At 59.8% G+C, this 26,236-nt stretch carries 25 protein-coding genes; 8 read left to right on the top strand and 17 right to left on the bottom strand.

All coding sequences use genetic code 11. From position 1 onward, the window contains the following. Window positions 1-18 precede the first annotated feature (18 nt). The gene (gene truB / locus ACLI1O_RS07375) at window positions 19-912 is read left to right on the top strand and encodes a tRNA pseudouridine(55) synthase TruB (RefSeq protein WP_239269508.1); all 894 of its coding nucleotides are present in this window, start codon (window positions 19-21) and stop codon (window positions 910-912) included. A 47-nt stretch (window positions 913-959) separates the two neighbouring features. Here the strand turns inward: truB and ACLI1O_RS07380 are convergent, their stop codons facing one another. From ACLI1O_RS07380 to rimP, 9 genes are all read right to left on the bottom strand, one after another. Then, the gene (locus ACLI1O_RS07380) at window positions 960-1,634 is read right to left on the bottom strand and encodes a 4'-phosphopantetheinyl transferase (RefSeq protein ID WP_239269507.1); all 675 of its coding nucleotides are present in this window, start codon (window positions 1,632-1,634) and stop codon (window positions 960-962) included. Then, window positions 1,634-2,440 carry a metallophosphoesterase family protein gene (locus ACLI1O_RS07385; RefSeq protein ID WP_239269506.1) on the bottom strand — a complete coding sequence of 269 codons (807 nt, stop codon included), beginning with the start codon at window positions 2,438-2,440 and terminating at the stop codon, window positions 1,634-1,636. The genes ACLI1O_RS07380 and ACLI1O_RS07385 overlap by 1 nt, the downstream gene beginning before the upstream one ends. A 100-nt stretch (window positions 2,441-2,540) precedes the next feature. Continuing rightward, entirely contained in the window at window positions 2,541-3,851 is a 1,311-nt protein-coding gene (locus tag ACLI1O_RS07390; protein WP_239269505.1) for an MATE family efflux transporter, read from the bottom strand. After that, window positions 3,841-4,809, bottom strand: a complete 969-nt coding sequence (locus ACLI1O_RS07395) for a DHH family phosphoesterase (protein ID WP_239269504.1) — start codon at window positions 4,807-4,809, stop codon at window positions 3,841-3,843. The genes ACLI1O_RS07390 and ACLI1O_RS07395 overlap by 11 nt, the downstream gene beginning before the upstream one ends. Next, window positions 4,810-5,253 (bottom strand): 30S ribosome-binding factor RbfA, encoded by a 444-nt coding sequence (rbfA, locus tag ACLI1O_RS07400; RefSeq protein ID WP_005278773.1) that lies wholly within the window; start codon window positions 5,251-5,253, stop codon window positions 4,810-4,812. It lies immediately after the preceding gene. A gap of 219 nt (window positions 5,254-5,472) precedes the next feature. Continuing rightward, a complete protein-coding gene (infB, locus tag ACLI1O_RS07405) occupies window positions 5,473-8,340 on the bottom strand; it encodes a translation initiation factor IF-2 (RefSeq protein WP_239269503.1) in 2,868 nt (955 codons plus the stop codon). 107 nt (window positions 8,341-8,447) lie between these two features. Continuing rightward, window positions 8,448-8,810: a YlxR family protein gene (locus ACLI1O_RS07410; RefSeq protein ID WP_239269502.1), complete on the bottom strand. Its 363-nt coding sequence runs from the start codon at window positions 8,808-8,810 to the stop codon at window positions 8,448-8,450. Window positions 8,811-8,894: 84 nt separating this feature from the next. After that, complete coding sequence (gene nusA, locus ACLI1O_RS07415) at window positions 8,895-9,911, bottom strand: transcription termination factor NusA (RefSeq protein ID WP_239269501.1); 1,017 nt, start codon at window positions 9,909-9,911, stop codon at window positions 8,895-8,897. 23 nt (window positions 9,912-9,934) lie between these two features. Then, window positions 9,935-10,474, bottom strand: a complete 540-nt coding sequence (gene rimP / locus ACLI1O_RS07420; protein WP_239269500.1) for a ribosome maturation factor RimP — start codon at window positions 10,472-10,474, stop codon at window positions 9,935-9,937. Window positions 10,475-10,512: 38 nt separating this feature from the next. On the opposite strand from rimP, the gene ACLI1O_RS07425 reads away from it, so the two are divergent. Further along, a complete protein-coding gene (locus ACLI1O_RS07425) occupies window positions 10,513-11,361 on the top strand; it encodes a DUF4439 domain-containing protein (protein WP_239269499.1) in 849 nt (282 codons plus the stop codon). 178 nt (window positions 11,362-11,539) lie between these two features. Next, window positions 11,540-11,869 (top strand): transglycosylase family protein, encoded by a 330-nt coding sequence (locus ACLI1O_RS07430; RefSeq protein ID WP_370657795.1) that lies wholly within the window; start codon window positions 11,540-11,542, stop codon window positions 11,867-11,869. Between the two features lie 124 nt (window positions 11,870-11,993). On the opposite strand, the gene ACLI1O_RS07435 is transcribed toward ACLI1O_RS07430, so the two are convergent. Together ACLI1O_RS07435 and ACLI1O_RS07440 are read right to left on the bottom strand one after the other, a co-directional pair. Then, a complete protein-coding gene (locus tag ACLI1O_RS07435) occupies window positions 11,994-12,356 on the bottom strand; it encodes a hypothetical protein (RefSeq protein WP_239269498.1) in 363 nt (120 codons plus the stop codon). A 60-nt stretch (window positions 12,357-12,416) separates the two neighbouring features. Further along, a complete protein-coding gene (locus ACLI1O_RS07440; RefSeq protein WP_239269497.1) occupies window positions 12,417-14,186 on the bottom strand; it encodes a proline--tRNA ligase in 1,770 nt (589 codons plus the stop codon). Window positions 14,187-14,216: 30 nt separating this feature from the next. Here ACLI1O_RS07440 and yaaA point away from each other — a divergent pair, with 30 nt between their 5' ends. Next, window positions 14,217-14,939, top strand: coding sequence for a peroxide stress protein YaaA (gene yaaA / locus ACLI1O_RS07445; RefSeq protein WP_239269496.1), 723 nt, complete (start codon window positions 14,217-14,219; stop codon window positions 14,937-14,939). Window positions 14,940-14,961: 22 nt separating this feature from the next. On the opposite strand, the gene ACLI1O_RS07450 is transcribed toward yaaA, so the two are convergent. From ACLI1O_RS07450 to ACLI1O_RS07465, 4 genes are read right to left on the bottom strand one after another with little or no spacing between them, the layout of a single operon-like run. Continuing rightward, on the bottom strand, window positions 14,962-15,699 hold the full coding sequence (locus ACLI1O_RS07450; protein ID WP_239269495.1) for an ABC transporter permease: 738 nt from the start codon (window positions 15,697-15,699) through the stop codon (window positions 14,962-14,964). 28 nt (window positions 15,700-15,727) lie between these two features. Next, window positions 15,728-16,627, bottom strand: coding sequence for an ABC transporter ATP-binding protein (locus ACLI1O_RS07455; RefSeq protein WP_239269494.1), 900 nt, complete (start codon window positions 16,625-16,627; stop codon window positions 15,728-15,730). Window positions 16,628-16,686: 59 nt separating this feature from the next. Then, window positions 16,687-17,448 carry a response regulator gene (locus tag ACLI1O_RS07460; protein WP_239269493.1) on the bottom strand — a complete coding sequence of 254 codons (762 nt, stop codon included), beginning with the start codon at window positions 17,446-17,448 and terminating at the stop codon, window positions 16,687-16,689. Next, a complete protein-coding gene (locus tag ACLI1O_RS07465; RefSeq protein WP_239269492.1) occupies window positions 17,441-18,622 on the bottom strand; it encodes a sensor histidine kinase in 1,182 nt (393 codons plus the stop codon). The genes ACLI1O_RS07460 and ACLI1O_RS07465 overlap by 8 nt, the downstream gene beginning before the upstream one ends. A gap of 66 nt (window positions 18,623-18,688) precedes the next feature. Between ACLI1O_RS07465 and ACLI1O_RS07470 the strand changes: the two genes are divergently transcribed. Then, entirely contained in the window at window positions 18,689-19,513 is an 825-nt protein-coding gene (locus ACLI1O_RS07470; RefSeq protein WP_239269491.1) for a PhzF family phenazine biosynthesis protein, read from the top strand. Between the two features lies 1 nt (window position 19,514). Further along, window positions 19,515-20,870, top strand: coding sequence for a protein adenylyltransferase SelO (locus ACLI1O_RS07475; protein ID WP_411706792.1), 1,356 nt, complete (start codon window positions 19,515-19,517; stop codon window positions 20,868-20,870). A 105-nt stretch (window positions 20,871-20,975) separates the two neighbouring features. Here the strand turns inward: ACLI1O_RS07475 and mqo are convergent, their stop codons facing one another. Continuing rightward, entirely contained in the window at window positions 20,976-22,472 is a 1,497-nt protein-coding gene (gene mqo, locus ACLI1O_RS07480) for a malate dehydrogenase (quinone) (protein WP_005278731.1), read from the bottom strand. Between the two features lie 285 nt (window positions 22,473-22,757). On the opposite strand from mqo, the gene ACLI1O_RS07485 reads away from it, so the two are divergent. Beyond that, window positions 22,758-23,804, top strand: coding sequence for an alpha/beta hydrolase (locus tag ACLI1O_RS07485; RefSeq protein ID WP_239269489.1), 1,047 nt, complete (start codon window positions 22,758-22,760; stop codon window positions 23,802-23,804). A 35-nt stretch (window positions 23,805-23,839) separates the two neighbouring features. Continuing rightward, complete coding sequence (mtr, locus tag ACLI1O_RS07490) at window positions 23,840-25,240, top strand: mycothione reductase (protein ID WP_239269488.1); 1,401 nt, start codon at window positions 23,840-23,842, stop codon at window positions 25,238-25,240. Window positions 25,241-25,360: 120 nt separating this feature from the next. On the opposite strand, the gene map is transcribed toward mtr, so the two are convergent. Beyond that, complete coding sequence (map, locus tag ACLI1O_RS07495) at window positions 25,361-26,230, bottom strand: type I methionyl aminopeptidase (RefSeq protein ID WP_411706793.1); 870 nt, start codon at window positions 26,228-26,230, stop codon at window positions 25,361-25,363. Window positions 26,231-26,236 lie beyond the last annotated feature (6 nt).

The following is a 26,236-nucleotide window of genomic DNA, read 5'->3' on the forward strand; positions in this document are numbered from 1 at the left end:
AGCATAGACTTGTACCCTATGACTGATGCGCTCGCACATTCCGGACTTGTCATCGTTGATAAGCCTGCCGGCATGACCTCCCACGATGTTGTTAGCCGCCTACGCAGGTATTTCCACACCAAAAAGGTCGGCCATGCCGGCACCCTGGATCCCATGGCGACAGGGGTGCTAGTCCTCGGCATCGAACGCGGCACCAAATTCCTCGCGCACATGGTCGCCTCCACCAAGTCCTATTCAGCCACCATCCGCCTCGGCGCTTCTACCACCACCGATGATGCTGAGGGCGAATTTCGCTGGGGCAAGCCTGCGGCCGCGCTGCACCGTTCCGCCATCGAGGCCGAAGTTGCCGCGTTAACCGGCGATATTATGCAAAAGCCCGCCGCGGTTTCCGCCATCAAGATCAAGGGCAAAAGGGCGCATGAATTGGTGCGCGAGGGCAAAGAGGTAGATATTCCCGCCCGCCCGGTCACCATCCACAGCTTTGACATTCATGACCTGCGCACCGAGGGCGATTTTGTTGACCTCGATGTATCCGTGGAGTGTTCCTCCGGCACCTATATCCGCTCCTTGGCGCGCGATATGGGCGAAGCCTTGGGCGTCGGCGGGCATTTAACCGCCCTGCGCCGCACAACGGTGGGGCCCTTCGCGCTTGCCGATGCCCACCTGCTCGCCGATCTTGCCGAAAACCCCCGCCTCTCCTTAAGCCTCGATGAGGCGCTCAAGCGCAGTTTCCCCGTCCTGCCCGTCACCGAGGACGAGGCCGCCGCCTTAGCGATGGGCAAATGGTTAGAGCCGCGCGGGCTGTCCGGGGTTCATGCGGCGGTAGCCCCCAATGGCCAGGCCATCGCGCTCATTAAGGAGAAGGGAAAAAGGTTGGCTACGGTCTTTGTGGCACGGCCGTCCACCCTCTAAGTCAGTGGCTGAGGGCATTGATCGAGGCGATCTGAGCGGGTTTCCGGTCAGGCTGAAAAATCAAGGGCCGGAACCAGCGTGGAAACCACGACATAACCGCCTTCTAGGATCCACTTGCCGGTGATAAACGGCACTGGCGTGGGGCGGGCCAGGATATAGGAAATGAAGGTGCCATCCTCGCGGATATCGATCTCCGCTTGATCGAAATCCAGCCACCGATGCGTCATGGGAAACCACGCCTTATAGGTAGCCTCCTTGGCGCAAAATAGCAGGCGGTCTGGGCAGTGCACCCCCGCCTTTTCTAGGCGGGGCAGCTGCTGCATTTCCCCGGCTCGGGCGATCATGGTCAACACGTGTTCGGGCAGGCGCTGCGCCGGCTCCGCATCAAGGCCAATGGAGCGAAAATCCGTAGTGGAGGCTACCACTGCTGCGCGCATGCCCTCCGTATGGGTCATGGATCCAATAAATCCTTCGGGCCACAGCGGCATGCCCCGCTCGCCGCGCATAATCGGGTTAGTACCTGTAAAGCCCAGCTCGCGCAGGGCCTGGTGCGCACACCAGCGGGCATCGCCAAATTCGGACTTCCGGATATCGACCGCCTGCGAGACTATGGACTGTTCTTTTGGGTCGAGCTGCTCATAATTGAGCAGGTCGGACTCGCGAGCATCCGTGCGCACATAGCAATACCGGGTAGTTTCTGGGAATAGGTCGGGATACAGCATTAGTCCACCTCACCAAACGTCGAGGTAACTGGGTATGGCCACGGGATACGGTGGGGCTGGTTACGCCACTCGCGCGGATAGCCCAAAGAGACTTCGATATGGTCTACCCCATCCACATTCATCTTGGAGGGCGTGTGCAGGTGTCCGTAGATGACCGCTTCTGCCTTGTACCGCCGCGGCCACGAGCGCGTATGCCGCGAGCCGCTCCACAGGGCGATTTCCGGGAAGCGCAGCACCATCGTGGGCTCTTGCACCAGCGGCCAGTGGTTGATCAAGATGGTTGGGCCCTGCACTCGGGATAAACGCTTAATGGAATACGCCAAGCGGTCCCAACACCAGGCGCGCACATCTACAAAAGGTGCGATAGCTACCTCATCGGTCATGACAAGCTTTTTGGCGCGCGCCTGTTGCACCGCTTCTTCCACCGAGGTCCCCGGTGGGCGGAAGCTGTAGTCATACAGGGTAAAAAGCGGCACGATCGTTATCCCGTTAAAGACCGGGTAAGGGTCCTCCGGGGTGATAACGCCGATTTCCCGGCAGGCGGCAACCAGGTGGTCGTATTTTTCGCGCCCCTTGTACTGGTCTTGGGAACGGGAAAATAACTCGTGATTGCCCGGCGCCCAAATAACGGTGTCATAGCGCGCGGCCAAATCGCGCAAGATGCGCACGATGAGCTCGCTGCGCTCTGCGACATCGCCTGCCACAATGAGCCAATCGGCGGGATCTGGTGGGGCTAGCTCTGCAATGCGCGCAAAATTTTCACGGATCGCGCCGTGCAAGTCTGCAACTGCCCATAACGTTGGCATTACCGCTCCCACCCGCCTTGCTCATCATCGTTACGGAGTTTCCGCTGTAGTTAAATCTGTAGTGCTGTTGCTACTCGTCATAGTCACTGTAGCGCAGCTATTACTCTGCTACTACGGCCCATTTCATGGAATAGAAGCGGTAGACCACGCCGATGAGGCGGAAAGTAATGAATGCGGCCAAGCCGCACCACACACCGGTAAGGCCCGTGCCCATGGCATGTGCGAGGAGCACGCCGGGCAAAAATCCCAAAAGCACAGAGGCAATGGTCAGGCTGCGCAAGAATGCCGCATCCCCTGCCCCCAATAGGACGCCGTCAAGGGCAAAGACCACGCCGCCGGCGATGACCATGCCGACCAGGATCCACCACGGTTGGCTCATGGCATCGATGACCTCCTGCGAGGATGTAAAGACGCGCGGGATAACCCCGACCCCGGCGGCGAAAACCAAGGCGAGGAAGGCTGAGAAGATGGTGGAATACATCACTACCTTGCTTCCCACGCTGCGCGCGTGGCGGGCCGAGCCGGCGCCCAAGGCCGCTCCGGTCAAGGCCTGAGCAGCAATGGCCAAGGAATCCAAAATCAGCGACATGAAGTTCCACAGCTGCATCATGATTTGGTGGCCGCCCAACGCGGCCGTGCCCACGCGGGACACCACGGCCGTTGCGGTAAGAAAGGCCACCTGAAAGCTAGCGGAGCGCAAGATAAGGTCACGTCCCAAGATCAGCTGTTTACGCACGATGTCCCACCGGAACTTCCACGAACCTTCGTGCTGTTTATACAGCTCGCGCACGAAAAGACTTGCGATAATGCTCATTCCCAAGACGGTGGCAATGGCAGACCCGGCAAGGCCCCACCAGTACACGAATGCAGGCACGGCAATGGCGCCGGGAATCATTCCGGCGAGGGTGAAATAGAGCGGCTTCTTGGTATTTTGTACGCCGCGCATCCAGCCATTTCCGGCCATTTCCACGAGTGTTACGGGAATGGCCAGCGCGGCGATCCGCAGCCACAGCGCGGTGCCGGCCGCCGTGGTGGGATCTCCGGTAAGCCACCGGGCAAATACGCCGCCGAAGATCCACATAATAATGGCCAAAAGCCCGCCGACGCCTACAGCCACATAGGTTGCTTGCACGCCTTCTGCTACGGCCTCGGCGCGCTTTCCAGCGCCAAACAGGCGGGACGAGCGGGCCGTGGTGCCGTAGGACAAGAAGGTCAGCTGCGTGGTCACCACGGTATGGATCGTGGTTGCCGCGGCGAGCGAAGCCAATTCCTGGGCACCCAAGCGCCCCACCATTGCGGTATCGAGCAGGAGGTAGAGCGGCATCGCGGCCAGGACGCCAAGCGCAGGAAACGCGAGGCCAAAGACCTCGCGTGCGCTTACTGTCGTGGGGGTTGACTGCCTAGTGCTCATGGATGGCACTCACCAGCTCCGCGACGATGCTTTCTTCGCTTCCTTGTGTCATGTACCCGGCAGCGGGAATATGCCCGCCGCCGCCGAATTGGGCTGCCAGGGCCGCGCAATTGATCGTGGTCGAACGCAGCGATACCGCCCAGATCCCGGGCGACTGTTCCTTAAAGACCACACCCAACTGCGTGCCCTCAAGGGCGCGCACGAAATCCACCAGGGATTCCACTGCAGAGTCCGAATGACCTTCGATATCGGCCAAGCCCGCGACGAGGATGCCCACGCCCATTTCACCAGCATGTTCAATGCGCAGCCCTGCGAGCACGCGGCCAACCATCTGTAGATCATCGGGAGTCGTGGCATCGAGTAAGTCCGTGGCAATCTGCTTGGTATCCAGGCCATAGCGCATCAAGCGCGTAGCCACATCGTGCATGGCGGGCCTGCCCCAACGAAAGCTACCCGTATCGGTCAAAAGCCCAGCGTACAGGCAGTGTGCGATGCTGCTTTCGATTTGCACCGACAGCATATCCAGGATGGTCAATATGGCCACCGTGGTGGACTCGCACTCTGAGTCAACCAAGTTTACTGAGCCAAATCCGAGATTGGACGAGTGGTGGTCGATGCACAGCACGCGCCCTGCCGTCACCAGTTGGGCGATATCTGCGGAAAATAGACCGGTGCGATCGATCGACCCGCAATCCACGGTGACATAAAGGTCATAGCCCTGCGGTAACTCCCGCATGACCTTAACCTGGTCTGCGCCGGGAATGGAGTAAAGATTAGGCGCAAAGTCCCTATCCTGGCCGATGACCGCGCAGGCTTCTTTCCCACTTTGTTGTACGGCTAAGAGCAAAGCCGTGGCCGACCCAATGGCATCGGCATCCGGGCGCAAGTGGGTAATAATACAGATGCTCTGCGCGCCAGAAATGGCGTCGACGGCGCCCTGATATTCCTTGCGGGTCACTTAAGCCTCGTCTTCATCGGAGGTCTTATACGGATTCGCCTCGCCCGCGGGCTGAGCGTTTTCCTTCAACTTTGCTAGCTCTTCATCGCGAGCACGAGCGCGCGCCAAGAGTTCTTCCATGTGCGCGGAGGCCTCTGGGACAGTATCGAGCTCAAACGTCAGGGTTGGGGTAAAGCGGACGGAGAGCTGATCGCCAACGATCTTGCGCAACTGCCCCTTCGCGCGCTTGAGTGCTTCCTCAGCCTGGTCATAATCGGGTTCTGCCTCGATATCGTGGCCACGCACCGTGTAAAAGACGGTAGCGTCATGCAAATCACCGGTGACGCGAGCATCGGTCACGGTGACCATCTCCAGGCGGCGATCCTTAATCTGCAGCTCAATGGCACTAGCCACGATTTCCTGAATTCGTTTTGCTAGCCGCGCCGCGCGTGCGTGATCGACCATGAGAACCTCCAAGCTAAAGGGGAAAATTTATTCCTAAATTACCGTGTCGCGGTATCAGAAACTACCAGTTTAGTTACTCACCGCACCCAATGGAAACCGCTTGAAAACCTCACCGCGAAAACGCTAAACGGCCCGCTCTACCTGCCGCACCTCGTGGCCTAACTCCAAGGAGAAAGGCCCTCAAGGTGGGCACGTACAGCGGGCCGACACTAGCAGCGACTAGTCGCGCGGTACCTCGACTTCTTCATAAGCCTGGATGATATCGCCTACCTGGATATCCGGGTAGGACAGCACCATACCGCACTCATAGCCGGCCTTGATCTCGGTCGCGTCGTCCTTCTCGTGACGCAGGGACTCGATCTTGGCATCGGTAGTAATGACGTTGTTATCGCGGAGCAAGCGAACCTTGCCGTTGCGGACAACCTTGCCATCGGTGACCATACAGCCTGCGATAGTACCCACCGAGGAGGACTTGAACAGGGCGCGGATTTCGGCCGCACCGGTGTCGCGTTCCTCGTAGATCGGCTTGAGCATGCCCTTGAGAGCGGCCTCGACTTCCTCGATGGCCTTGTAGATAACCGTGTAGTAGCGGATATCCACGCCCTCTTGGGTAGCAATCTCCGTGGCCTTGCCTTCCGAGCGCACATTGAACGCAATGATGACGGCATCGGAAGCGGCGGCCAAGGAAATATTGGTCTCCGTTACGGCACCAACACCGCGGTCGATGATGTTGAGCTCGACTTCGTCCTCGGTCTTGATATCCAGCAGGGCATCTTCCAGCGCCTCGACGGAGCCGGCGTTGTCGCCCTTGAGGATGAGGTTGAGAGTCGAAGTCTCCTGCAATACCTTGTCCAGATCCTCCAAGGACACGCGCTTGCGCTGCTTTGCCTGCAAGGCAGAACGCTTACGAGCATCGCGCTGGTTGGCAATCTGGCGGGCCACGCGGTCATCATCGACCACGAGCAGGTTATCGCCAGCACCCGGCACGCCGGACAGGCCTTGTACCTGTACCGGGCGGGAAGGACCGGCTTCCTTAACGTCCTCGCCAAATTCATCGAGCATGCGGCGCACGCGACCGTGCGCATCGCCTACCACGATGGAATCGCCGACGTGCAGCGTACCGCGCTGGACGATGACCGTAGCCACAGGGCCGCGACCGCGGTCCAGGTGGGCTTCGATGGCCACACCCTGGGCATCCATCTCTGGGTTAGCCGTGAGCTCAAGGGCGGCATCGGCAGTCAGGATGACAGACTCCAGCAACTGGTCGATGTTCTGGCCCTGCTTAGCAGAGATATCAACGAACATCGTGTCGCCGCCGTACTCTTCAGGCACCAGGCCGTACTCCGTGAGCTGGCCACGGATCTTCTCCGGCTGGGCCTCCGGCTTATCCACCTTGTTCACAGCCACGACAACCGGGATATCGGCAGCCTTGGCGTGGTTGATGGCCTCAACCGTCTGTGGCATGACGCCGTCATCGGCGGCGACAACCAAGATGGCCAGGTCGGTGGACTTCGCACCACGGGCACGCATGGCGGTAAACGCCTCGTGGCCAGGGGTATCCAGGAAGGTAATGGTGCGTTCGCCATCCACGTCAACCGTGGTCTGGTAAGCGCCGATTCCCTGGGTAATACCGCCGGCCTCGCCGGCTGCCTCATTGGTCTTACGGATGGTATCCAACAGGCGGGTCTTACCGTGGTCAACGTGACCCATGACGGAGACGACTGGAGGGCGGTGTTCGAGGGCTTCTTCGCCGCCTTCGTCCTCGCCGAATTGCAGGTCGAAGGACTCGAGCAGCTCGCGGTCCTCGTCTTCTGGGGAGACGACTTCTACCTTGTAGTTGATCTCGTCACCGAGCAGCTGCAGCGTATCTTCCGATACGGATGCGGTTGCGGTGACCATTTCACCAAGGTTGAACAGTGCCTGCACCAATGCTGCTGGATCGGCACCGATCTTCTCCGCGAAGTCAGACAGCGAAGCGCCGCGGCGCAGGCGGACGGTCTGCCCCTTGCCATCTGGCAAGCGGACGCCGCCTACGACGTGCTTCTGCTGCTCTTCAAACTCATGGCGCTTTTGTCGCTTCGACTTCTTGCCCTTGCGTGGTGCGCCACCTGGACGGCCGAATGCGCCAGCGGTACCGCCGCGACGTCCACCGCGTCCACCGCGGAAGCCGCCGGGACGACCGCCGCCTGGGCCACCTGGGCCTCCTGGTCCACCGTGGCCACCGCGACCGCGGCCACCGCGTCCCCCACCGCTCGGTGCCTTGGACGGCATCGAGGCTGGGTTTGGATGCGAAGGCATCATGGCAGGCGATGGACGACGTCCGCCGCCACCCTGGCCTTGGTTCTGATCCTGGCCCTGACGGTTATTGCCACCTTCATTGCGGCCGCCGCGCTTTCCACCGCGGTTATCGCCGGGGCGGTTGCCGCGCTGGCCCTTAGAGCCACCGGGGCGTGGGCCTGGGCGGTTGTCTCCCCCACCCGTGGAAAATGGGTTATTGGCCACGCGGCGGGATCCGCCGGGCTTAGGCATCGGTCGCGGCATGGCGTTGCCTGGGGTCGGGCGCTCGCCCGACTTCTTGGCATCGCCTTGACCTGCGTTCTGGCCTGGCTTCGGTGCACCTTGGCCGGGCTTAGGTGCTGGCTTGGAAGCAGCGGCGCCTGGCTTTGGTGCTGCCTGACCTGGCTTGGGGGCAGCCTTAGCGGACCCTGCACCTGGCTTCGGCGCAGCGTCGGATGGCTTCGGTGCCTGTGCACCTGGCTTAGGGGCGCCGGGCTTTGGCGCAGCGGATTTCGCGCCGCCCTGTGCACCTTGACCTGGCTTCGGCGCAGGCGATGCCGGCTTCTTGGCGTTGCCCTGGCCGGGCTTAGCGGGCTTGGCAGCCTTCTCAGTCTTGTCTGCCTTGCCTTCGGTGGCATCGCCACCGGACTGTGCTTCATAGTGAGCACGCATCTTCTTGACCACCGGTGGTTCGATGGTCGAGGATGCGGTTTTGACGAACTCGCCTTGTTCCTTCAGGGTGGCGAGCAGTTCCTTGCTGGTTACTCCGAGCTGTTTTGCCAACTCGTGAACACGTAGCTTTCCGGGCACTTGTCTCCTCTTGGTATCGCCTAGGAGCCAAGGCCGCGAAAAACTGGCCTGACTCCTAGTTAAACGTTCTGGACTTTCATCGCTGATGCTTCATCGTTGTGCGCTCATCAGTGTTCGGTCTTCCTTTTTAACTCTGGTGTGTACGAATCTTGTGCAGCTTGTTCCGCACACGGTACTTTTTCGCCCTGTACATTTTCGCACTGTGCTTCCAAGTACCTACGTACCTGACCTGTGTCCACGGATGCGGACGTGCGGAGCGCGCGCTTGAAAGCATGTTTGCGCTCAGCTAGCTCGAGTGCAGAAAGCGTGGGGCTAATCCATGCGCCACGGCCAGGAAGCCGCCGGAATGGATCCGCCACCGCGCGGCTGCCGTGAGGATCATTGGCATCAATGACCACCCGCAGCAGCTCCGTATCGGGCATGCGGCGACGCGTAGCGATGCAAGTACGAAGCCGTTGAGTCTGCGACATCCAACTCCTTAACTTTCGCTGCGTCTACATGTCCCTTTCTGCATCTGGGCCGTTTACTAGCCTACGCTATATATCCGCATTCCCTTAATTCGCGTCCGCGTCTGAATGAATATCGATCTTCCATCCGGTCAAACGGGCGGCTAGGCGCGCGTTCTGGCCTTCTTTACCAATGGCAAGGGACAGCTGGTAGTCAGGGACGATGACGCGCGCCACCTGCTCCTCGCTATCGAGCACGGTCACCTTGATCACCTTTGAAGGAGCCAGGGCATTGCCCACATACACGGTGGGATCTTCGCTGTAATCGATGATGTCGATCTTTTCGCCACCCAGCTGACGCATGATGTTATTCACGCGCTGGCCGCGCGGGCCGATGCACGCACCCTTGGCGTTCAGGCCCTTCGCGTGGCCGATGACGGCGACCTTCGAGCGGTGCCCAGCTTCGCGGGCGATGGCGATCATTTCCACGCTGCCATCCGCAACTTCCGGAACCTCCAGTTCAAAAAGCCCGCGCACCAGCTCCGGGTGGGTCCTGGACAAGTTGATCTGCACATTGGCACCATTGCGGTTTACTCCCACCACATAAGCCTTGATGCGGTCACCGTGCTGCAGCTTTTCCCCGGGGATTTGTTCTGCGGGAAGCAGGATGCCGTCCTGCGATTCCAGCTCGGAGCCGAGCTGGACCACGACGATGCCGCGGGCATTGGCATGCGCATCGCGCTGGACGATGCCACTGACAACGCGCCCGCTCAGCTCCGAATAGGAATCAAAAGTGCGCTCAGCTTCGGCCTCGCGCAGCTTGCGTAAAATGGCTTCGCGCACGGCACGTGCACCCACGCGGCCAAAGTTATCCGGGGTGTCATCGTACTCACTGGTTACTTCCCCGGTTTCGGGGTCGCGCTCGGTAACGATGACGCTGACGGCACCGGTAGTGGTATCGATGTCTACCCGGGACTTGGCGCCTTCGGCCTTGCCCTCCGCGGTGGATTCGCGGTAATCCAGGTAGGAATACAACAAGGCACTTGCAATCGACTCCAACAGGTCATTGACTGGGACCTGCCGTTCGGATTCGATGGTGCGAAGTGCCTCAAGATCAATATTCACTTGTCTATCCTCTCGATTGCCGGTTAGCTCTCGGCTTCTGCAAATGGCTGGTGCACGGCGTCTAGCTCACGTTGTGATGGCTGTGCAAACTCAATTTCTACCACTGCGTGGGCAATGTTTTCCAATCGCTCCACTTCTGTATGAACCTCGTTTTTCTCAGAGGTGATAAGGACAACGGCATCTTCGTCCGCGTTGAGTGCGCCGATGCGCGCGGTATGGCTCTTGTCGTCGCCGCGATTAAAGGTCACCTTCCTCCCCTTGTTGCGGCGCCAGTGGCGCGGTGCAGTCAACGGCAAATCCACACCGGGGGTGGAGACCTCCAAGGTATATCCAGCACCAAAATTCAGCTCGCCCACAGCCTCTAGTTCATCGAAGAAGGCCGAAATATCGTCGGAGACTTCCTCTAATACGTCGGAGCTGGGACGCCTATCGCCATCGATGCGGATGATGACCTGTGATTTCTTTCCCGCCTTGGTGGTTTTAATATCCTCCACGTCGAGCCCGCGGGCTTCTAGGCGAGGTTGGAGCAAATCAGTTAATTGTTGTGCATCTGGGAAAGCCATGCCCACTAGCCTACGTCCTTCAAGGTACAGTCTTTTGGGTGAACCGCCGACGTATTGCTTTAACCTGTGTAGCCTCGACTGCCGCCCTGCCCGCACTCGCGGGCTGTTCCGCGGTCGATTCCGTCGTCGACTATTTTGGCCCGCGCCCAGAAGACGCACTCGAGCGCCTTGCCGTGGCCGCCGCTAGCGATAGCCTCGCCCTCCAGGGCGTCGATGATGCGGCCGCGGATATGCGCAGCTCCCAAGCCGATGCGCTGTATGAGGAGATCGCGCGCCTCTGCGGCACCGATGACCAAGGAAACCTCCCGCACAGCTGTGAGGTGGAACGGCCCACGCAGGCACCGCCGGCCCCAGATTCCTCCCAGGTACTAGAAGAAGCCGCCTCGGCCACCACGGAAGCCGCCGATGAAGTCAGCTCTGAGTCGCGGCCGATAGTTACCCAACAGGCCATCACGCTTAATGCTTGGCTGCCTGGCGATGCCCCCGATATCCCCACGCTCTCCCAGCCGCACCGCGAGAGCGCGGCTGATTTGTTGCAGTGGGAATACGAGCAGGTCTTTGGCCTGGATTTCGCTCGGGCTTATAGCGAACCTGCTGCCGAGGGGCGCATCGATACGCTTTTAAGCCTCCATCATCGCCGCATCGACCAACTGCAAGAGGCGCTTAGCCAAAATGGCGAGGCTCCCCAGCCGGAGCCTGCCTATTCCTCCGGCGCAGCCACGCTTCCCAGCGATGCGGACTCCGCTGCCACCTTCCTCGATACCTTGGTTGAACGAGACGCCGACAAATGGCACGCGGCCGCGGTGGCTGCCGCACAACAAGAAAGCCCAAACCAGGAGTGGCTGAACTGGTTAATCGGCACCGCCGCCGAAGCCAAGGCCGCATAGTTCCCGTTTTTCCCACCGCGCCTACCTGAACATTCACTGTCCGGTGGGCAGCGAAAAATCAGCGAATTATAGGCCGATATTCATTGATAATTCGTCCAACCCCTACGTAACTTGGTGGATTACGTGCTTGATGGAGATTCCACAAGCCCAAAACACAATGAGAAGGAGTGCTTTCTCAATGCGTACTAAGAAGACCTTGCTTACTATGGCCGCAGCTACGTTGGGCATCGCCGGCATTGCCGCACCAGCCGCCAATGCAGCCCCGGCGAGCGCCTGGGACCAAGTCGCCGCGTGCGAGTCCGGCGGTGACTGGCACATCAACACCGGCAACGGCTACCACGGCGGACTGCAGTTCTCCCAGCAAACCTGGGCCGGTAGCGGCGGCACCCAGTACGCGGCTACCGCTGACCAAGCCACAAAGGAGCAGCAGATTGAAATCGCTGAAAATGTTCTTGCAAACCAGGGAGCTGGCGCATGGCCTAATTGCGGCGGCCCCGTGGCTGGCTAAACCTCTTCCGCCCGCAGCGGTCGCGTGATGCTGCGCTAGCGGCGGCATCACGCAAGCTACCGACCCCCGATTTCCTCTGGGTATCTATTTTCTTGGAAAATTGGGGAGTCGGTTCTTTTTGGTTTTATGTCCTACCCTGCGCGATCTTCCATGCGTAGCGAATCAACGGAATCTGCAGCGGCAACCGAATGATGTGATACAGCTTCTTCGGCCATCCCGCGTCGCGCTCGATCCAGGCGTGGTACATATTCGCCGGCCACACGGCAAGAAATAGCGCCGCGGCTGACGCGCCACCGGACTCGCGAGTGGCGCGTTCAGTGAGCAAACAGCCGGTAGCTATTTCCCAGGCGCCGGAAGCAAAGTTATACAACCGCGGCGAGCCCGGCAGCTGCGGCGGCACGATAGATTCAAAATTTTTAGCGCGCAGGAAATGCAGCGTGCCCATCGTAATAAGGGCCATGGGGAGCACGTATTTATTAAGTCTCATGCTTCCCCAGGCTACCTTGCCCCTGCTTATGAGCGCTGGGCCTTGGCGCGGTGCTTTAAGTTAAGCCCGCACAAGCTCGAGGAGTTTATCCACGATTTTCTCCGCCGGAACTTCCAGAGGTTCCTGCCCGCGGATGCGCAGCTCAATGATGCCGTCTTTGAAGGCGCGTCCCAAGATGGCCACAAAGGGCATGCCAAGTAACTCTGCATCTTTGAACTTCACGCCCGGGGAGACCTTGGGGCGGTCATCGAAAAGCACCTCAAGGCCTGCCTGGGATAGCTCTTCTACCAGCTTATCGCCGGCCTCCATGGCCGCTGCATCCTTATTCGCCACCGCCACGTGCACTTGGTACGGCGCCACCGCCACCGGCCAATTCAGGCCCTTTTCATCGTGGCGCTGCTCTGCCAGCACGGCCAGCATGCGGGAGATGCCGATGCCATAAGAGCCCATCGTGGGGATGGCGCGCTTGCCGTTTTCATCGAGGATTTGCACGTCAAAGGCCTCGGTGTACTTGCGGCCCAACTGGAAGATGTGGCCCAGCTCGATGCCTCGCTGCAAGGCCAAGGTGCCCTGGTTATCCGGTGCGGGATCGCCCTCTTTGACCTCTGCTGCTTCCACGAACTCATCGACGTGGAAATCGCGGCCGGCCACGCAGCCCACGACGTAGCAGTTTTGCGCATCCGCGCCGGTGATCCAGGAAGATCCCTTGACCACGCGGGGATCGGCAAAGACCTTCACGCCATTGGAGTTCAGCGCGCGCGGGCCCACAAAGCCCTGTTCCAAGAAATCGTATTGCGCATAGATCTTATCGCTTGCCAGGGTGAATTCTGCCGGTTCCAAGGCCGCTTCAAGGCGCTTGGGATCTAGTTCGCGGTCGCCCGGGATCAGAATCGCCGCCAATTCCTTCTTCTCTTCAGCATCCTCTAGCGCCGGGTGAGTTACCTCCACCATGACGCACTTGAGGATATCCGCGGCCCGAGCCTCATGGCCGTCGACCGCTATGTCCTCGGTCTTCGCCCAGTGCACCAGCGCTTCAATGGTGGCGGCATCCGGGGTACGATATTCCTTTGCCGCGGGCTGACCCGCAATGTCCTTTTCTGGGGGCGCTTGGGTCACGACCGCCTCTACATTGGCCGCATAATCGCCTTCGGTGGAGCGAACAAAAAGGTCTTCGCCCACCTCAGAAAGCGCCAAGAACTCCTCGGAGGCGGATCCGCCCATCGCGCCAGAAGTGGCCTTACAAATGGCGTAATCGATTTCCAAGCGGTCAAAAATATTCTGATATGCCTTGCGGTGACGGGCGTAGGAGGAGTCTAAGCCCTCATCGTTCATATCGAAGGAGTAGGAATCCTTCATCACGAACTCGCGCCCGCGCAGCACCCCGGCGCGGGGGCGTTCCTCATCGCGGTACTTCGTCTGAATCTGATACAGGGTGACCGGGAAATCCTTGTACGAGGAGTACATGTCCTTTACGGCATTGGCAAACATTTCCTCGTGTGTTGGCCCCAGCAGCAGGTCCGCATTCTTGCGGTCCTGCAGCCGGAATAGGTTGGGACCGTATTCCACCCACCGGTTGGTCTTTTCATAGGGCTCGCGCGGTAGCAGCGCTGGGAAAAGCATCTCTTGCCCGCCAATGGCATCCATTTCTTGGCGTACCACGTCTTCAATCTTGCGCAGGGTGCGCAGCCCTAATGGCAGCCAGGTATAAATGCCCGGCGCGACGCGGCGCACGTAACCGGCACGCACCAGCAGCTTGTGGCTGGGGACCTCGGCATCGGCTGGGTCCTCGCGAAGGGTGCGGAGAAATAGTTCAGAAAGGCGGGTAATCATGGTCAAAATATACATCGCTACCCTATCTATATGCTCATTGTCCTCCCTCCTTCAGAAACCAAGGCCCATGGCGGCACGGGAAAGCCGCTCGATTTTGCGCACCTATCTTTTCCAGAACTTACCGATACGCGGCGCGAAATCGCCGCTGAGCTGCAGTCTCTTCCCGTTGATGAGGCGATGGTGACGCTGAAGCTCTCGGAAAAGCTGCGCAGTGAGGCCGAATCCAACAGCCAGCTTTTTACCACCCCCACCATGCCGGCGGTCGAGCGCTATACTGGCGTGCTTTTTGATGCACTTTCGGCATCCACCCTTCCCTCGTGGAGCCGCCTTGCTATTGGCGATGCCCTCTTCGGCCTCCTGCGCGCCGACGACCCCATCCCCCATTACCGCTTATCGGGCGGAACCAAGCTGGGCGGTCGCACCATGAAGTCTTTTTGGGGCAAGCAGATAACGCAGGCACTAGAAAACATCGACGAGCTGGTTGTGGATCTGCGATCGGGCACCTACCAGCAATTGGGCCGGCTGCCTTCGGCGGTGACGGTGCGGGTGGAAAGCGTGCAACCGGATGGCTCGCGCAAGGTGGTCAGCCACTTTAATAAGCACTTTAAAGGCCTGCTGGCCCGGGAGCTGGCGCTTTCGCCCGCCGATGCCTTCAGCGCCGCCGATGTCGCCGCTATCGCCCGCGCGGCCGGCATGACGGTGGAGGAACCGCCGCACGGCTCACGGGAGCTTACCCTCGTCGTATCCCCGTAGGGTGTGAGTGCCTGGCAGGAGCTTAGACCACGGCGCGGCGGCGCTGGACGGCCGCTGCCCCACCGAGGACAGCTACCACCATGGCTAGGACGATAACGCCGGATACCCACTGCGGGGCCATGAGCCCGAAGGTGTTTTGGCCTTGGAAGAAGGTGCGCAGGTTGGCATCGGGCAAAATCTGCAGGATGATTTTGGCCCAGCCCATATCCATCGAGGTCAGTACGCTTTCGATGACGAAGTACTCAATAATGAGCAACATGGCCGCGAAAGTGCCGCTGCGCAGGATATATGCCAAGCCGGTAGCGAGCAGGGTGTAGACGATGTATTCCACAAAGGTAAATAGGAACACGGCGTTATCTGGGTAGTGCACGAAGCTGGAGAAGTCATACGAGCTGCCGAGCGCAGCGTTAAACAACATTCCGAGGATGCCTGCCAAGGCCGCGGCGGCAACGTTAGCCACGGTAATGACGAGGATCTGGCTCGAAAGCACTTGTAAACGCCGGTTGGTAGATAGGTAGCTCCAGGCTACGGTGCCTTTCTGTAAGTCGCCACCGACGAGCGTGGCCGAAGAAAAGATCATGATGACCACGGCGAAGATGGCGCCGATGGCTAGGTCAGAGGATTGGAGGGCGCTGTCGTCATTGCGGATAGCTCCCATCAGCACGTTGGCGGCTGTCAGCCCGACGGTGATGATAGCGAGGTATACCCACGTTGAGCGCAGGGAAAATATCTTGCGGGATTCGGAAACGATGGTATTCATGGCTCGTCATCTGCCTTTCTTAAGCGAGTTATGCGGAGCGGTAGTCCAGGTGGTCTGCGGTAGCGCCGAGGAAGGCGTCTTCTAAGGAGGGATGCTTGACCTCAAGGCTGCTGATGCGGATGCGGTGGTCAAAGCACAATTGGCCGACCTCGTCGCGGTCTAGACCGGTAATGCGCAGCACTTCCCCATCAAAGGAGGTCTCCGCCTGCGAATCGTGCAGCAGGCGAGCCAGCTCTTCGGGCTGGTCCACGACGACCTCCACGGTGGTAGCACCAGAGGCGTTGACGAATTCTTCTACCGTGCCTTCGCCGACGAGCTTGCCCTTGCCGATGACCACTAGGCGGTCCGCCGTGAGCTGCATTTCTGAGAGCAGGTGGGACGACACCAGCACGGAGCATCCCCCGGCGGCGAATTCGCGGATGCGGTCGCGCATCCAGTGCACGCCTTCGGGGTCGAGGCCGTTGACGGGTTCATCGAGAAGCAAGTGCTTGGGCTGTCCCACCATGGCGCAGGCGAGGCCCAGGCGCTGTTTCATACCAAGCGAATAGCCCCCGATGCGCTTTTTCGCCACCTTTCCGAGCCCGACGCGCTCCAGGGTGTCATCGACGTGATTCATCGATACCCCCTGCAGTGCTGCCATATAGCCCAGGTGCGCGCGGGCGCTGCGGCCGGGGTGGAACCAGTTGGCATCGAGCAGAGTGCCCACCATGGAGGCAGGATCGGATAGTTCGCGAAATGGGGTGCCATCGAAAGTGGCGGTGCCGGAGGTGGGATTTTCTAGACCGACGCACATGCGCATCGTGGTGGATTTGCCGGAACCATTGGGTCCAAGGAACCCGGTGACCTGGCCATCGGGAACCTCGAAGGAGAGGTTGTCTACTGCTGTAAAGGAACCGTATTTCTTGGAAAGCTGTGTGACTGTGAGCATGGTTTTATCCTGGCGCTTTCCCGGCGCGAAGTAACCATCCTCGAGGCGGATTTAGCCGTTCATCCCTGGGGATGAGAAAGCAGCTCCTCTACGGTGACTACCCCATGGGTATAGGCATACAGCACGGCCTGGACGCGGTCGCGGGACCCAGTCTTGGTCAGCACGTGGCGCACGTGGGTCTTGACCGTTGCCATGGAGACAAATTCCTCTTCGGATATTTCGGTATTGGAATACCCCAGCGCCATGAGCCTTAAAATATCCATCTCGCGCGGGGTGAGCTCCGCTGCAGGCGGGGTCGTGGCGGCATCGGCGCCGGGCTGCGCTGCCGCAGCGGTATGCGAAGCCGAGTGCTCCTTCCCGCTATCCCCACCCTCCTCGCTGCGGACTTGTTGGAGCACCTGGGCGGTAATGCGCGGCGAAAGCACGGCCTCGCCCGAGTGCACGGTGCGAATGGCGGAGAGCAGCTCCTCGGGCTCGACGTCTTTGAGCAAGAATCCAGACGCCCCAGCAGAGATTGCGCCGTGGACAAAGTTGTGATCATCAAAGGTGGTCAGCATGATGACCTTGGTCTCCGGGAATTCTGGGAGAACTTCCTCCGTGGCCGCAATGCCGTTGACCCGCGCCATTTGCACGTCCATGAGGATGATATCGACGGGCTCTTGCCGCGCAAGGTCCAGTACCTCATCGCCATCGGAGGCCTGCCAGACCACGCTCATATCCTCCTGCGAGCCGATCAGCATGGCGAACCCGGCGCGCAGGAGCGGTTGGTCATCGACAAGCGCAATGCGAATGGGCTCAGGTTCCTGTTCCGGATTAGACATGCGGTACCTCCACGGTGATTGCAAACGTTCCATCCTCGGCCTTGGTGGACACACTGCCACCATAGGCCTTTACGCGCTCTTTCATCCCGATGAGGCCGTAGCCTGGCGTGTGGTCCTTGTCCGGCTGCGCCATGGGGTTGTGCCCCTCGATAACAAGCGCCGACCTATCGCTGCGAAAGCGCAGGGTTCCCCTATTTTGGCTGGAGTATTTGAGCATATTGGTCAGCATCTCCTGCACGATGCGGTAGATGGTGAATTGATAGAGCTCATCGCTATCGGCGGGTAGCTTTTCCATGCCGTAGACGGTGATATCGAAGCCGGCGCGCCGGGCCTCCGAAAACAGCCCGGCGATGTCTGAGGTGCCTGGGGCCTTGGTTTCCCCGCGCGAATCCTCTTCGCGCAAGACGGAGAGCAGGCTGCGCATCTGTTTTAAAGACTCGCGCGAGGTGGAGGCGATGGTATCGAGCGCCTCCGTGGCTACCTTGGGGTCTTTGGTGGCGGCGAACCGGGCGCCATCGGCAAGCGCAATGACGCCAGCGAGGTTGTGGGCGACGATGTCATGCATCTCGCGGGCGATGCGGTTGCGCTCGACGGCGCCGGCCATCTCCGCGCGCTCGATGAGCAGCTGTTGGCCCTCCCGGCGCTTCCGATTATTGGTGCCGAGCAGGTAGAAAAAGCCCAAGACCGGCCAGCCGAGCAGGACCGTGCCGGCATAGGCAAGCAGCGGGCTCATGGTCGCATCGCCCAGGCCGATGTCGCTACCCGCGAAGAGCTTTTCCCCAAATAGGCTTGCGGTGGTTCCGGCCAAAGAGCCCAAGGCGATCCAGGCAAGCCAGATATAGCGCAAGCGCTTGCGGGAATGCGTGCCGATGAGAAAGGCCGTGTAGGCAAAAATCGGGGCGTGGAAGTTTGCCAGGGAGGCCAAGGGCGTGAAAATGCACAGCGTCATGGTGCCGGCAACGAAGAAAATGGACTTTTCTTGCAGCTTGGGATGCAGCCACAGCGCCAGCGGGATGCCGACGGTGTACAAGACCGCGACGATGGCCTGGAAGGGCGAATCGGTGTGTAAAAAGTTCGCGGCGTTGGGCAACAGCACGCCGAAGAACACGGGGATAATGATTCGCCACGGCGGTCCAATCCAGTCGCGCAGACGATCCGGCCAAAGCTTAGTCATAAGGGCAAGGCTAGCGCAGAAGCCAGCCTGCCGGCCTCATCCCCAGGGCTGACTAGACTGGCGGGCATGCAACTCCAGTTCTTTGAAGTCGATGTCTTTGCCACCTCGGCGTTTTCCGGTAACCCGCTCGCCGTCGTGGCCCATGCCGATGGGCTCTCGACGCAGCAGATGCAGGCCATCGCGCACTGGACCAATTTTTCTGAAACTACGTTCTTGCTCGAGCCCACCGATCCCGCGGCGGACTATCGCGTGCGCATTTTTACCCCGCACGAGGAATTCGATTTCGCCGGCCACCCCACCCTGGGCAGCGCCGCCGTCTGGCGGGCACTCGGCAATAAACCGCAGAAGGAAGGCACCATAGTGCAGGAATGCGGGGTGGGGATGGTCTCCGTGCGCGAAAGCGGGAGAATTTATTCTTTTGCCACCCCTCCCCTGCGCGCGAGCGGGCCGCTGAGCAGCGCCGAACTGGCAGAGGCCTGCGCGGGCTTGAATATCGCAGAAGCAGATGTCATCGATTCCGCTTGGGTGGACAATGGGCCTGGTTGGCGGCTTTTACAGCTGCGCGATGCCGCGGCCGTGCGCGCGGTTCAGCCCGCCGCAACCCGACCCAAGGTGGGCGTGGTGGGCATGTGTAATAGCAGCGCGGGTACTGATTCCGCCGCCTATGAAGTGCGCGCGTTTACCGCAGGATTCGAGGATCCTGTCACCGGCTCCTTCAACGGCGGTGCCGCACAATTCATGCGCTCGCGCGGGCTGGTCCCTGCCCGCTACACCGCCTGCCAGGGCAGCCAGCTGGGACGAGACGGGGAGGTCTTTATCCACGATGACGGCGCCGATATTTGGGTCGGCGGCCGCGTCCACATCCGCGTGCAAGGAAAATTGGAGGTCTAAAATGCACCTACACCACGACTATGCAAAGCACCTGCCGGACTTGGTGGCGGCAACGCACGGCGAGGAACAACCGGATCCTAAGCTCGTGGTTCTCAATGAAGAGCTGGCCCGACAGCTGGGCCTCAATACGGACTGGCTGCGCTCTGCAGAGGGCCTGGATTTCCTCTTGGGCCGCGGCGGCGGGCATGCCATGGCCTATTCCGGTTTCCAATTCGGCTCCTTCAACCCGCAGATGGGCGATGGCCGAGCCATGCTCTTGGGCGAGGTGGAAAAAGACGGAAAACTGTGGGATCTCCATGCCAAGGGCACGGGGCTGACCCCCTATTCCCGCCTGGGTGCCGATGGCCGCGGCACCCTTTCATCCATGCTGCGCGAATACCTGATTTCTGAGGCCATGCATGCCCTCGGCGTGCCCACCACGCGCTCGCTCGCCGTGATTTCCACCGGCCGGCCCATCCAGCGCGGCCACGTGCAGCCGGCGGGCGTCCTGGTCCGCGTGGCCGCCAGCCACATCCGGGTCGGAACTTTTCACTATGCCGCGCAGTCCGGCCACCTCCAGGCTCTCGCGGACTACGCCATCGCGCGCCACTACCCTGGGGCAGACTACCGGGAGTTCTTCCAGGGCGTGATGGACCGCCAGATAGCCACCGTGTCTTCGTGGATGCGCTTGGGCTTTATCCACGGGGTAATGAATACGGATAACACCACCATCTCCGGTGAAACCATTGATTATGGCCCGTGCGCCTTTATGGAGGCTTACTCTCCCGATACGGTATTTTCCAGCATTGACCAGCAGGGACGCTATGCCTTTGGCAATCAACCAGCCATCCTGGGCTGGAACCTCGCCCGGCTCGCGGAATCGCTCGTGCCGCTTTTTGATGCCGATATCAATGCCGGGGTCGACTTCGCGCAAGAGACCATCAACGGGTTCCAGGAGAAATTCGCCACCCAGCGCCACAGCGATATAGCCGCGGCCCTCGATTCCACCACCGAGGTAGCCTCCGCCTACCTTACTGCGATGCAGCTATCTCGCCCGGATATCACGTTGGCGCACCGTGCGCTTGCCGATGCCGCCCGCGGCCACACCCTTCCTGCCCAAGAGCTCTTCACAGGTACGGACTTCCTGGATAGCTACCTAGCCACTCACCCCGCCCCGGATGCCGTGGATGCTGCCATGCCCCGGGTCATTCCCCGCAACATGGCCGTCGAAGCCGCGCTGCGCGCCGCCGAGGCGAGCGATATGCAGCCCTTTACTGAGCTCCTCCACGCCGTGACCCACCCGTGGGAGCCGCATCCGTCCTACGAACAGCCCGACCCGAATGGGCTTGCAGGTCTTCTCACCTACTGCGGTACCTAATTTTCTAGCCACCCCGAATTCAAAAGTTGCACAGCACAAAGCCCTCCGCGCAGTACGTTCTGCACGGAGGGCACGGGCTGGGACTTAGTCCCAGCCGAAGGCGTTTTAGCGCTCTAGCTTCAGCGTCTTCTGGGTGTATTCCCACATCTCGTTGTAGAAGTCCTCATCATTGGCCAGCTTCATGCCGTAGGACGGGACCATCTCGCGAATCTTATCGCTCCAGTCAATCATGCGCTCGCCAAAGCAACGCTCCAGCAGCTCCAGCATGACGGCTGGGGCAATCGAAGCACCCGGGGAAGCACCGAGCAGGCCGGCAATATTGCCCTCCTGGTTATTAACCAAGGCGGTACCAAACTCGAGGGAGCCAAAGCGCGGTGCACCAGCAGGCTTGATGACCTGTACGCGCTGGCCGGCAATCACGGTTTCCCAGTCACTTTCCTTCGCATTCGGGACGTATTCGCGGAGGGAATCAACGCGGTCAGAGAAGTCCTTGCGCACCTCATCAATGAGGTACTTGGTCAGGCCGAATTCCTGCACGGCAACGCCCAGGTAGGAGGTGATGTTATCCGGGCGGATGGACTTGAAGAGATCCAGGTAGGAACCCTTCTTCAAGAACTTCGGGCTCCAGCCGCCGTACGGGCCAAACAGCAGGCCCTTCTCGCCGTCGATAACGCGGGTATCCAGGTGCGGCACGGACATCGGAGGAGCACCCACCGCTGCCTTACCGTAAACCTTAGCCTGGTGCTGCTCAATGAGCTCCGGATTCTTGGCGCGCAGCCACAGGCCGGAAATGGGGAATCCGGCGTAGCCAGCTACTTCCTTCACCTTTGCCTTGCGGAGCAAGTCCAGGGCGTAGCCGCCGGCACCGACGAAGACGAACTTCGCCTTCACCACGGTGATATCGCCAGTGTGCTTGTTCTTGGAATAAACCTTCCAGTCGTTTCCGTCGCGGTCGATATCGAAGACCTCGTGGCCGTAACGGATCTCCGTGCCAGATGCGCGCGCCGCGGTCAGGAACTGCTTGGCCAGGGCGCCGAAGTTCACGTCGGTGCCGACTTCGGTCCAAGAGATAGCGACCTTATTGGAAAAGTCGCGGCCGTCCGCCATGAGCGGCAGCTTCTCCGCAAAGGTGGATTCGTCATCAGAGAACTGCATGCCGGGGAACATGTGCTTTTCACTCAGCACCTCGTAGCGGCGCTTCAGGTAGTCCGCCTGGATTTCGCCCTGGGCGAAGGAGACGTGCGGGACTGGGTTGATGAACTCGCTGGGTTCAGTCAGGATGCCGTTGTTGAGCTGGTGGGACCAGAACTGGCGCGACTTCTGGAACTTCTCGTTGGTCGCAATGGCCTTAGAGATATCGATGCGGCCGTTCTTCTCTGGTGTGTAGTTGAGCTCGCACAGGGCGGAGTGGCCGGTACCAGCGTTATTCCACGGCGAGGAGGATTCCAGGGCGGGGCCATCAAGGCGCTCAAAGATCATCTGGGTCCAGCTCGGCTCCAACTCGCGGAGCATAGCGCCCAGAGTGGCGCTCATGATGCCGGCACCGACCAGTGCGACATCGACCTCATCTACAACTTGTGCTGTCTTCTTTGCTGAGGACACTGTGTTATAACCTCTTCGAATTGAAAATTTATATACATCGGCGCGTTCTGCACCATATATTTTAAGCGCTTTGCGCCCCACACCGCGACTGTTGTGCACAGCCAACCTGCCGATGTGTCACGCATTAACGCCTTACCTTACGCTTTTCTTTTCTCGATTGGTTTTTCTCCCCCACCCTGGTCACCACAATATGGGGCGACCTGTTATACAGTTCACATTTCACTGAAATAATGGCAGGTCACGCAGCTACCGTAGTGACGACCAACTGTTGACTAGACTCGTGTCATGGCTACAGCAACTCCGTCATGGGGGCCCGATATCCTCGGCCCCGATTTTCAATCAGCCACCCTCGACCTTGGCCCCGATCCCGATGGCGAGGGGGATATTGTCACCACCCTCGTCCGCTATGCGCCAGGCTCGGCCGCAGGCTCCACGGATTCGGGCCCCGCCGATCCTTCTTCGCCTTCTGCCACTTCCCGCCCGGCCTTGGTATGGCTGCACGGGATGACTGACTACTTCTTCCAAACGCACGTCGCACAGCACTTCGCGGCACAAGGCTATGACTTCTACGCGGTTGACCTGCGCAAATGCGGCCGATCGCACCGCCCGGGCCAGTCCTGGCACTACGTTTCGGACTTGTCCTTATATAACGCGGATCTTTCCGCAGCCCTCGATGCCATTACAAACGACGAGGTAATCGTTATCTCCCACTCCACCGGTGGCCTGATTGCGCCGCTGTGGATGGACTTCTTACGCCGCCATGACGCGGAGCGCTTCTCCCGCCTGAAGGGCCTCATCCTCAATAGCCCCTGGCTGGACATGATGGACGTTCCCAGCTGGGCCGTATCAGCGCTGAAGCCGGCGATATACTCCACCGCCAAGATCGCACCCAAGATCGCCTTGCCTGGGGGCAACCTCACTGCCTATGGCGAATCGGTGCACAGCGACTTCTACGGCGAGTGGGACTACGACCTCAGCCTGAAACCATTAGCCGGGCATAAGAAATATATCGGCTGGCTGGCCGCCGTCTTCCACGGTTTTGACGCCATACACAGCGGCCGCATTAATGCCGGGGTCCCCGTATTGACGCTGCAATCTACCCGCTCGCTATTGGGCACGCCCTACTGCGATGCGGTCAATCATGCCGATTGCATCATCGATGTCGCACAGACCCGACGGTGGGCAAAAGAGCTCAATGCGCACTACACGCTGCGTTCCATCGAAGGCGCGCGCCACGATGTCTTTTTATCCCTCCCCCACCCCTTAGAAGAGGCCTTCGCGGCGTGCGATGCGTGGCTTCCCACCATTGTGGAAGCGCCCACACCAGCATAAATACCCAAATTGGACACATGGATTAAGGTACAAATATGACCACAATTGATACAGCAAATACTCCGGCCGCTGAGGAACACTACGACCTCATCATCATTGGCACCGGTTCCGGCAACTCCATTGCCAACCGCGATTTTCACGATAAGAAGATTGCCATCATTGAAAAGGGCCGCTTCGGTGGCACCTGCCTGAATGTCGGCTGCATCCCCACCAAGATGTACGTCTACGCAGCCGATGTCGCCCTCGCCGCCCGCGAAGGCGAGCGCCTCGGCATTGACGCCCAGGTCAACAACGTGGAGTGGAACTCCATTGTGGAGCGCGTCTTCCACAACCGCATTGACCAGATCGCCCAAAGCGGCGAGGACTACCGTCGCGGCGACAAGACCCCGAATATCACCGTCTACGACGAGCACGCACGCTTCGTCGGCTCTAAGACCATCCAGACCGGCGATCACGTCATCAGCGCCGATCAGATCGTTGTTGCTACCGGCTCCCGCCCGGTAATCCCTGAGGTCTACGCCAATTCCGGTGTGAAGTACTACACCAACGAAGACATCATGCGGATGGACCGCCAACCAGAAAGCCTGATCATCGTCGGCGGCGGCTATATCGCCATGGAATTTGCCCACGTATTCGATGGCCTCGGCACCAAGGTCACCGTGGTCAACCGCAGCGAGACCTTGCTGCGCCACCTCGATTCCGATATCTCTTCACGCTTCAACGAAATTGCCCGCGAGCGTTTCGATATACGGGTTGCTAACGGCACCAAGCTGGAAGAAACCGACAAGGGCGTAAAGCTGAAGCTCGATAATGGCGAAACCCTCGAGGCAGACGCCATCCTGGTAGCCACCGGCCGCAAGCCAAATGGCGATCTCATGGATGTGGACAAGGCCGGCATCAAGCTGCTGGACAATGGCCGCATTTCCACCGATGCTCATGGCCTCACGGATGCAGAAGGCGTCTGGGCGCTTGGCGATGTCTCTTCGCCCTACATGCTCAAGCACGTCGCCAACGCCGAAGCCCGCACCATCCAGCACAACCTGCTCCACCCAGAGGATCTGCAGGATCTTCCGCACGACAATGTTCCTGCCGCCATCTTCACCCACCCGCAGATCGCCTCTGTGGGCTTGAAGGAAGAAGAAGCGCGGGAGCAGGGCTTCGATGTCACCGTAAAGATTCAGAACTTCGGCGACGTGGCCTACGGCTGGGCCATGGAAGATACCACCGGTATTTGCAAGCTGATTGCGGACCGCAAGACGGGCCAGCTCTTGGGCGCCCACCTGATGGGCCCGCAGGCTTCCACCCTGATCCAGCAGCTGATTACCGTAATGGCCTACAAGATCGACCTGCGGGACTTTGCCCGCAAGCAGTACTGGATCCACCCAGCCCTGCCTGAGGTCGTAGAAAACGCCCTCTTGGGCCTCGAATGGGACTAAGGCACCGTAGCTAAGATTCCATAGTAAAAGCCGCCTCCCTGGCCACGCGCAAAGATTCATGCGCGGCGGTTAAGGAGGCGGCTTTCGCCGTGCCTAGGCCTTGAAGAAGGGCCCTAGCGATTAATCCTCATCTGGGATGGTCAGGATTTCATTGCCATCATCGGTGATGACCAAGGTGTGCTCGAACTGGGCGGTGAACTTACCGTCCCGGTTCTGCACGGTCCAGTCATCATCCCAAATATCGTAATCCAGCGAACCCAGGTTGATCATCGGCTCTACCGTCAAGGTCATGCCCGGTTCCAAGATGTCGCGGTACGTGGTGGAATCGTGGTGCAAGACCACCAGCCCATTGTGGAAGGTGGGTCCTACACCGTGACCGGTGAAATCGCGCACGACGTTATAACCAAAGCGCTTGGCATATGACTCGATAACGCGGCCGATAACGTTAATCTCGCGGCCAGGCTTTGCGGCCTTAATGCCGCGCATCGTTGCCTCTTTGGTGCGCTCTACTAATAGGCGGTGCTCCTCTGATACGTCACCGGCCAAGAAGGTGGCGTTATTATCGCCGTGCACGCCGTTTTTATAAGCGGTGACATCGATATTGACGATGTCACCTTCTTCAATCACGGTGGTATCCGGAATGCCGTGGCAGACGATTTCATTCAGCGAAACGCAGCTACCCTTGGGAAATCCCCGGTATCCCAAGGTAGATGGGTATGCGCCGTGATCACACATATACTCGTGCGCCACGCGGTCGACCTCATCCGTCGTTACGCCAGGCTTTACGGCCTTGCCGGCTTCCTTCAGCGCGTTGGCCGCGATCTTGCAGGCCTCCCGCATCTTCTCAATCACTTCGGGGGACTGTACAAAAGGCTCGCCGATGGCCTCTTGTACCTCGTCTTTCCACACATATTCCGGGCGCTCGATATCTTCTGGCACCGGCCGCATGGGGGTTGGTTTACCTGGCTTCAATTTTCCACGAGTACTCATAATTGC

It is taken from the genome of Corynebacterium sp. LaCa78, assembly GCF_046717505.1.
Lineage (GTDB): Bacteria > Actinomycetota > Actinomycetes > Mycobacteriales > Mycobacteriaceae > Corynebacterium.